Genomic DNA, 8414 nt, shown 5'->3' on the forward strand with positions numbered 1-8414 from the left:
TAATGTTAAAGAAAGTCACCCCACTGATCTTAGTCGCTGCCGTTGCAGCCTGTTCCTCACCACTTGAACGCCGTCAAGCAAACGGTGGTGAAGACTATGTTCAGGCTGAGCAAGCGCCAATGCTTAAAATCCCTGAGGGATTGAAAACACCTTTCTACAATAAAGAATATCAAGTGCCACCGTTAGGCCCTAAAGCGAATACTGCGCTTGTTGGTAAAACCCTTGATATTCGTCCACCATTGCAAGTACTGCCAATGGCGGAAGGTACTCATGTCGAAGAGGGCAGCGATAATATCAAAATCGTGGTTGAGTCCATCGAGAACTCAGGAGATTTAAAGCAGGAGATCTTTGCTAACTTAGATGGTTTCTTGGCTAAACAAGCTATCCCTGTTCGCAGCCGTGATTTTGATAAGAGCAGTATCGAAACCGACTGGATTGAAAGCCGTGAAGTGATTGAATCGAGTATGTGGGGGACGGATAAAGTTTATTTGCTGCGCCAACGTTATCGTTTCGATGTGGAAACACGTCCACATGGGCGCACGGCAAATGTCAGTATTCACTTAGTTGAACATGAAGAGTTTTACGACGATAAAGCTCAAGTAGTGCTGTTAAGCGGTGAAGATAAGCAGCGATACACAATTGATATGCTTAACAGCGCTATCGCTTATATGAGCATTAAGCGCGACCAAGCGATTCAAGCCAATCGTTTAAAGCAAACCTTAGGTATCAATGTTGATTTAGTGACGCCAGAAGAGGGCGCGGCCTACTGGTCAGCTAAAGCACCTTATAAACAAGTGTGGGATCGTCTGCGTATTGTACTACCCGAGATGGGTTTTGAAATTGCCGATATGGATAGTGCTAAAGGATTGTACTTCATCAAGTTTACCGATAATTCTGGTTTCTGGAGCTCGCTCTGGAGTGATAACAAGGTATCGTTAGAAGAAGGCAGTTACCGTTTACTGCTAGAAGATGGTGATACACCTGAAGAGACCAAATTATTCCTACGTGATGGTGAAGATCAGCCATTGGCTAATGACGTAATTTCTAATATCAACCAATCATTGTCAGATTTGATGAAAGAAGAGCGTAAGTTACGCTAACTAATCTCATGTAAATTGAAAAGGGCGAATAATCGCCCTTTTTTATTGCCTGTTACCTATCATTACCCCAAATGGAACTCAGGGTGTTTTTACCTTAATAGCAATATTTTTTGAATGGTTTTAGCTGAAAATTTTTATAAAAAACTTTTCTAAAGGATAAAGTTCTGAGTTTTCCTATTATTCCACTGTATCCTGATAATCTCCCCTCTTTACGACTAGATAAAGGTTGTTACACATTTTTTGAGCAGTCGGCGTAATTTGTAAGAAAAAGTAAAACGTATTGATGCAATGATACGAGTGGGTAAACTAGCCGTCACTAATGCGAGACATCATTTGGAAGCCCAATGAAAAAAATTATTCTAATAATCGCCATATTGGCGTCAGCATGGTTTGGATATCAAGCAATGCAGCCCCAAGAGATAGCGCAAGCTAAGGTGAAATTAGTGCCCAACGTGGTGATTGCCACTGCCGAAATTGCACCTATACGTGATGAAGTGGAAGCGATTGGGACTAACAAGGCATATGAATCAGTGACTATCACGCCTAAAGTGACGGATATGGTGATGTCACTCAACTTTGATGATGGTGATATCGTCAAGAAAGGGGATTTACTGGTACAGCTGCAAAATGCAGAGCAGATCGCCAAAGTCAAAGCTGCCCAAGTTCAAGTGACCGATAATAAAAGGGAATTAAATCGTATTATTTCGCTAGTGACGAGTCGTACAGTGGCTGAACTAGAGCGTGATCGCCTGCAAACGCTGATAGATACTACCCGTGCAGAGCTTGAACAGGCACAAGTTTCACTCAGTGATCGCCGTATTTTGGCTCCTTTTGATGGCCGTTTAGGTTTACGCCAAGTGAGTGTGGGCAGCCTAGTCTCACCGGGTACTGAAATTACCACTCTCGATGATATCTCCAAGATTAAATTAGATTTTTCTGTCCCTGAGCGTTTTATCCAAGAGTTAAGCCCCGGCAAACTGGTGGAAGCCACAGCAGTGGCATTTCCCGATGAAACCTTCAAGGGGGTTGTGACATCAATTGATAGCCGTGTGAATCCAACGACCCGCGCTGTGATTGTCCGTGCTGAAATTCCGAATCCAGATCTGCGTTTATTACCTGGTATGTTGATGAAGGTAAAACTGATTAAACGCAGTCGTGATGCCTTAATGTTACCCGAGTCAGCCATTATTCCTTTGCAGACTAATCACTTCGTTTATAGCGTGAATGGCGACGATGTGATTGAGCGTAAGCAAGTGACTATTGGTATTCGTACCCGTGGTTGGGTTGAAATTCTCGATGGTTTGGCACCTGGTGAAAAAGTCGTAATACGTGGGCTGTTAAAAGTGCATCCAGGGGACAAAGTCACCACCCAATTAGCTGAAAAGTTTAGCTATCTATCAGCAGATGCTGATGCGGAGCCAAGCGTATGATACTGACTGATCTTTCGGTTAAACGACCGGTTTTTGCATCTGTCATTAGTCTCCTCTTGGTCGCTTTTGGTCTAGTGTCTTTCGATAAGTTGCCACTGCGGGAATATCCTAATATCGACCCGCCAATCGTTTCAATTGAAACCAATTACCGTGGCGCCAGTGCCGCAGTGGTTGAGAGCCGTATTACCCAACTGGTTGAGGACAGGATCAGTGGTGTAGAAGGCATTCGCCATGTGAGCTCATCGAGTAGCGATGGTCGCTCCTCCGTCACATTAGAATTTGATATCAGCCGAAATATTGAAGATGCGGCTAACGATGTGCGCGACCGGATCTCAGGATTACTCGATAACCTGCCAGAGGAAGCTGATCCCCCAGAAGTACAAAAAGCCAATGGCGGTGATGAAGTGATCATGTGGCTCAATCTGGTATCGGACCATATGACGACCCTGGAACTGACCGATTACACTAACCGTTACCTGTCTGATCGTTTATCTGTGGTTGATGGCGTGGCGAGGATCCGTATTGGTGGTGGAAAAGTTTACGCGATGCGAGTCTGGCTCGACAGACAGGCCTTGGCTTCGCGTAGCCTCACTGTGGCAGATGTAGAGGCAGCACTGAGAGCCGAAAACGTCGAGTTACCCGCGGGTTCCATTGAATCGAAAGAGCGTCATTTTACCGTACGTTTAGAGCGCAGTTATCGCACCGCCGAAGACTTCGCCAATTTAGTGCTCACTCAGGGAGAGGATGGTTATTTAGTCAAATTGGGGGATGTAGCTAAGGTAGAAATCGGCTCAGAAGAAGAACGCATTATGTTCCGTGGCAATAAAGAGGCCATGATAGGGTTAGGTGTATCAAAACAGTCCACCGCCAACACCCTAGAAGTGGCCCGTGCCGTTAATGCTTTGATAGATAAAATTAACCCAACACTCCCTGCGGGGATGTCTATTAAGCGCAGCTACGATAGCTCAGTATTTATCGAAGCCTCGATTAAAGAAGTGTATCAAACCCTGTTTATCGCCATGATCTTAGTGATTATTGTGATTTATTTATTTCTCGGTAGTGTGCGCGCCATGTTGATCCCCGCGATCACTGTGCCCGTATCATTACTCGGGACTTTTATCGTGCTATATGCACTGGGCTACACGATTAACCTATTGACATTACTAGCAATGATCCTCGCTATCGGTATGGTTGTGGACGATGCAATCGTGATGTTAGAAAACATCCATCGACGGATTGAAGAGGGCGACTCCCCCCTTAAAGCCGCTTTCCTCGGTGCACGAGAAGTTGCCTTTGCCGTTATCGCCACGACGCTAGTGTTAGTCGCGGTATTTATGCCCATTACCTTCCTTGAGGGGGATTTAGGTAAGCTATTTAAAGAGTTTGCCGTGGCTATGAGTGCGGCGGTGATTTTCTCGAGTATTGTTGCGTTAACGCTCAGTCCAATGATGTGCTCTAAGTTACTTAAACCTGCCACTCAAGATTCATGGTTGGTACGTAAGGTCGATGGCATCATGGCGAAAATTGCCAGCGGTTATCAATCCTCGTTACAAAAAGCGATGGCAAAGCCGTTATTGATGTCTGTGCTTGTTATATGTGCATTGGGGAGCAGTTTCTTCCTTGTGCAAAAAGTGCCACAGGAGTTTGCGCCCCAAGAAGATCGAGGTTCATTATTCTTGATGGTAAATGGTCCACAGGGCGCGAGTTACGAGTATATCGAATCCTATATGACCGAAGTGGAAAACCGTTTAATGCCACTGGTTGACGCTGGCGATATCAAACGCTTACTCATTCGTGCTCCCCGTGGCTTTGGTCGCTCTGCCGATTTTTCTAACGGTATGGCCATTGTGGTACTGGAAGATTGGGGACAACGCCGCCCGATTAAAGAGGTGATTGCAGATATTAATAAACGTCTCGCCGATCTTGCGGGTGTACAGGCATTCCCTGTGATGCGTCAAGCCTTTGGCCGTGGTGTGGGAAAACCAGTACAATTTGTGATCGGCGGCCCAAGCTATGAAGAACTCGCGCGCTGGCGTGACATTATGATGGAAAAAGCGGCAGAGAATCCCATGCTACTTGGGGTCGATCATGACTATAAAGAGACTAAGCCACAGCTTAGGGTTGTTATCGACAGAGATAGAGCCGCCAGTCTTGGCGTGTCGATTTCCAATATTGGTCGCACCTTAGAATCCATGCTAGGTTCGCGCTTAGTGACTACCTTTATGCGCGATGGTGAAGAATATGATGTGATTGTCGAGGGGGAACGCAGTAATCAAAGCACCGCTGCAGATCTACAAAATATCTATGTACGATCCGAACGCAGTCAGGAGCTTATTCCACTATCAAACTTAGTGACAGTAGAAGAGTTTGCCGATGCAAGTTCACTTAATCGGTATAACCGTATGCGAGCTATCACAATCGAAGCCAGTTTGGCCGATGGTTATAGCTTAGGTGCCGCCTTAGACGATCTTAATCAGATGGCCCGCGCTTATTTACCCGCGGAGGCCGTCATTAGTTACAAGGGGCAATCCCTCGATTACCAAGAATCGGGTAGCTCCATGTACTTTGTGTTTCTACTCGCATTAGGAATCGTGTTCTTGGTGTTAGCGGCACAGTTTGAAAGCTATATTCACCCCATGGTGATTATGTTAACTGTCCCGCTGGCAACCGTTGGTGCGCTAGCAGGTCTGTGGATCACTGGGCAAAGTCTCAATATTTACAGTCAGATCGGTATTATTATGCTGGTGGGGCTAGCAGCCAAGAACGGTATTTTAATTGTCGAATTTGCTAACCAGCTTAGGGATAAAGGTGTCGACTTTGATCGCGCTATTATCCAAGCGGCTAGCCAAAGATTACGGCCAATTCTGATGACTGGCATCACCACCGCCGCGGGTGCCATTCCCCTTGTGATGGCAGTAGGCGCTGGCGCTGAAACTCGCTTTGTGATTGGTGTTGTTGTGCTGTCGGGCATTTTACTGGCGACCTTTTTCACTATCTTTGTGATCCCGACGGCCTATGGCTTCTTTGCTCGAAACAGCGGTTCACCTGAGGCTATTACTCAGCAGTTGGAAAAGGAACTTGCTGAAGATTAACTTTGATAGCCTAAGCTAAGTTTTTAGATAGTTAAATCCTTAATAAAAATAGGCGCTTAAGATAACTTAGGCGCCTATTTTGTTAGTGGCTCATTACTTATGACTTGTTAATAAGTGGCGACATCTTGAATATAACGAAAAGAGGTTTTCTCAAATCCTATGGCCTCATAGTATGCTTGCGTTTTTTCCCTTCGCATTGACGTCGTCACTTCAAGCTTGCTACATCCATATTCAAATGCTCTTGCTTTCGAAAATCTGATAAGCCTAGTCCCGACGCCCGAGCCCCTATAGGCTTCTGCCACGACAAGGGCAGTGATACGGCAAATCTTTTGCTGCGCAGGGAAATAATCAAAAAAGATTAAGCTTATCAGGCCTATAATATTACCTTCTTCCTCGGCTATATAGATTTCATCAGTTCTTTCACTTTTTTCTAAGTACTTTTGTAGCTGTTCTTGAGTCGAACTATATCCAAGCTGCAGTAGTAAATACTCTATTGCCTTAAGATCTTGTATCTCAGCTTGTCTAATCTGAAGTGAGCTCATCACCATTCCTTAGTCATTTATGCCGGGAAAAAGATCCCTGATTTTTGTCTGTAGTGATTTTTTATCGCCTTAACTGTTTTATCTATTGATTCTATTCATTAATGTTACTGCGGCGATAACTGGTAGATTTTTGATTTAGCTTCGTCGGTAACCAGATAAATCAGTCCATCCGGCCCTTGTACGACCGAGCGCAAACGTTGGCCTAGTTCGGTTTTTAGCAGGCGTTCTTCCTTGATAATTTGGTCTCCATCAAGCACTAAGCGCACTAGGGTTTTTTCCTTTAGGCTGGCAAGTAAAATATTATTTTGCCACTGGGGAAATTTATCGCCTGTGTAGAACATAAAGCCCGCCGTGGCGATTGAGGGTACCCATTTGTAGACGGGTTGCTCCATTCCTGCCTTATGGGTGCCTTCGCCGATTTTGCCTCCGCCGTAATTTTCACCATAGGTGATCACCGGCCAGCCATAATTTTTGGCCGCTTGGTCTATATTGAGCTCATCGCCGCCCTGCGGCCCGTGCTCGCCAGTCCACAGTACTTTGCTGACGGGATTGATCGCCGCGCCCTGCATATTGCGGTGTCCATAGGACCAGATTTCCGGCAAAGTGCCCGCGGTATTGACGAAGGGGTTATCCTTAGGCACTGAGCCATCGGCATTAATACGCACGACTTTGCCTAGATGATTGTCTAATGTTTGGGCGCTATCTTTTTCGCTGTAGCGATCGCCAAGCGTGATAAACAGTGTGCCGTCAGGTGCCCACACCAGACGAGAGCCAAAATGGTGGCCGCTGTTTATTTTGGGTTGCTGGCTAAAAACGCGGGTGAGATTCTCAAGCTTGTTACCATTGAGAGTGGCAAAACTGACGGCTGTGCTGTTGAGATCGCTCAAATCGCCTTCACCGGGTTCAGAGTAACTGAAATAGATTTTTTTGCTGCTGGCAAAATCCGGTGCAAGCACCACATCAAGTAAACCACCTTGACCCTTGGCAAATATCGGTGGTAAACCACTTAAGGGTTCACCCACTTTCCCTGTGGCGCTGACAATACGCATTCTTCCTGCACGCTCAGTGACCAACATGCTGCCATCGGGTAAAAAAGCCATACCCCAGACATTTTCTAACCCTTCAGCTAGGGTTTTTACCTGAATGTTTCCCGCTTCAGTTTTAACGCTAAGTGTTGCACTAACGGCTTCTGCGCAAATAGCGGGTGAGCTTACCACCAGACACAACGCAAGACTTAAGGTACTTAGTTTTAAAGTGCTGGGTTTCAAGGCTCTCAGCTTCAAGGTAATCAGTTTCATCGCTATCCTTAAAAATACTATTCTCCTAGATGATGACTCAGGGTAACAAGTCAGTTACTTAAGGGCAATTTATCAGCGTAAAATTGCATCGAAAAGCTAATGCGCTCAGGCTGAGTGCATGACTAGCGCATAAAAAAGCCGAGTGCCATCGCTAAACCGACAAGCACAATAAAACCGCGTAACAGGGGTTGTGAAATACGGTAGGCCAGCGCCGCGCCCACATAGCCGCCGATAATCGCCATAACGGCAAGCAGCAACAGATATTGCCCGTCGATGACATTGCCAGCAGCATAAACCACAACGGCGATGGTGGTGAGTAGGGCAGAAATCAGATTTTTAAGTCCGTTCATCCCATGCAGATTGGTTTGTCCTATTAGGCCAAAAATTGCGAGCAAAATAATGCCTAAACTGCCATTAAAATAACCGCCATAGATACACACAGCCGACAGCATTATCAGTGCCGTTATCGGACTTAATGTGGGTGCAGACGAGGAGTTTTCACCTTGTTCTGCCAGTCTTCGCTTGAGCAGCCAAGGACCAATAATAAAGGCCACAGTTGCCAGTAGAATTAGCCAAGGGATCAGTTTTGCAAAGACTTGCTCGCTGGTGGTCAGCAAAATACCCGCACCAATACTGCCGCCGATTAAGGCAATCAAGATCAGATTCTTAAGGCTAAGACTCGCCGGATATTCGATATCCTTTCTAAAACGCCAAGCACTGGCGATATAACCGGGCAGCAGCGCGGCTGTTCCCGTGGCATTCGCCGCAATCGGTGGAAGACCCACAAACACTAACGCCAAAAGGGTAATAAAACTGCCACCACCGGCCACCGCATTGAGCATGTGTCTAGTCCTGAAATAAGTTGACACTTATTTCCACCTAAAACGCCTGATGAACCTCATCGGGCGTTTTGTATTTTAAGGCCAAATGCGGCCGTCGTTGATTATATATG

The 8414-nt window shown here is 46.0% G+C and carries 6 protein-coding genes; 3 read left to right on the forward strand and 3 right to left on the reverse strand.

The window, feature by feature from the left end; translation table 11 throughout:
* Window positions 1-2 precede the first annotated feature (2 nt).
* The 3 genes from bamC (at window position 3) to L2744_RS18955 (ending at window position 5622) form a co-directional block, all read left to right on the forward strand.
* Window positions 3-1100 (forward strand): NlpB/DapX family lipoprotein, encoded by a 1098-nt coding sequence (gene bamC / locus L2744_RS18945; protein WP_248993360.1) that lies wholly within the window; start codon window positions 3-5, stop codon window positions 1098-1100.
* Window positions 1101-1444: 344 nt separating this feature from the next.
* Window positions 1445-2530 (forward strand): efflux RND transporter periplasmic adaptor subunit, encoded by a 1086-nt coding sequence (locus L2744_RS18950; protein WP_248993361.1) that lies wholly within the window; start codon window positions 1445-1447, stop codon window positions 2528-2530.
* Window positions 2527-5622 (forward strand): efflux RND transporter permease subunit, encoded by a 3096-nt coding sequence (locus L2744_RS18955; RefSeq protein ID WP_248993362.1) that lies wholly within the window; start codon window positions 2527-2529, stop codon window positions 5620-5622. The genes L2744_RS18950 and L2744_RS18955 overlap by 4 nt, the downstream gene beginning before the upstream one ends.
* Before the next feature lie 107 nt (window positions 5623-5729).
* Here L2744_RS18955 and L2744_RS18960 read toward each other — a convergent pair whose 3' ends face one another.
* From L2744_RS18960 to L2744_RS18970, 3 genes are all read right to left on the reverse strand, one after another.
* Entirely contained in the window at window positions 5730-6164 is a 435-nt protein-coding gene (locus L2744_RS18960; RefSeq protein WP_248993363.1) for a GNAT family N-acetyltransferase, read from the reverse strand.
* Between the two features lie 104 nt (window positions 6165-6268).
* On the reverse strand, window positions 6269-7462 hold the full coding sequence (locus L2744_RS18965) for a PQQ-dependent sugar dehydrogenase (RefSeq protein ID WP_248993364.1): 1194 nt from the start codon (window positions 7460-7462) through the stop codon (window positions 6269-6271).
* A 122-nt stretch (window positions 7463-7584) separates the two neighbouring features.
* Window positions 7585-8304: a sulfite exporter TauE/SafE family protein gene (locus L2744_RS18970; RefSeq protein WP_248993365.1), complete on the reverse strand. Its 720-nt coding sequence runs from the start codon at window positions 8302-8304 to the stop codon at window positions 7585-7587.
* Window positions 8305-8414 lie beyond the last annotated feature (110 nt).

Origin of the sequence: Shewanella profunda, assembly GCF_023283765.1 — a bacterium.
In the GTDB taxonomy this organism is placed as follows: Bacteria; Pseudomonadota; Gammaproteobacteria; order Enterobacterales; family Shewanellaceae; genus Shewanella; species Shewanella profunda.

Excerpts from the sequence above, each read along its gene's own strand:
- bamC (WP_248993360.1), top strand. The coding sequence starts at position 3 with ATGTTAAAGAAAGTCACCCCACTGATCTTAGTCGCTGCCGTTGCAGCC.
- L2744_RS18955 (WP_248993362.1), top strand. The coding sequence starts at position 2,527 with ATGATACTGACTGATCTTTCGGTTAAACGACCGGTTTTTGCATCTGTC.
- L2744_RS18950 (WP_248993361.1), top strand. The coding sequence starts at position 1,445 with ATGAAAAAAATTATTCTAATAATCGCCATATTGGCGTCAGCATGGTTT.
- L2744_RS18970 (WP_248993365.1), bottom strand. The coding sequence starts at position 8,304 with ATGCTCAATGCGGTGGCCGGTGGTGGCAGTTTTATTACCCTTTTGGCG.
- L2744_RS18965 (WP_248993364.1), bottom strand. The coding sequence starts at position 7,462 with ATGAAACTGATTACCTTGAAGCTGAGAGCCTTGAAACCCAGCACTTTA.
- L2744_RS18960 (WP_248993363.1), bottom strand. The coding sequence starts at position 6,164 with ATGAGCTCACTTCAGATTAGACAAGCTGAGATACAAGATCTTAAGGCA.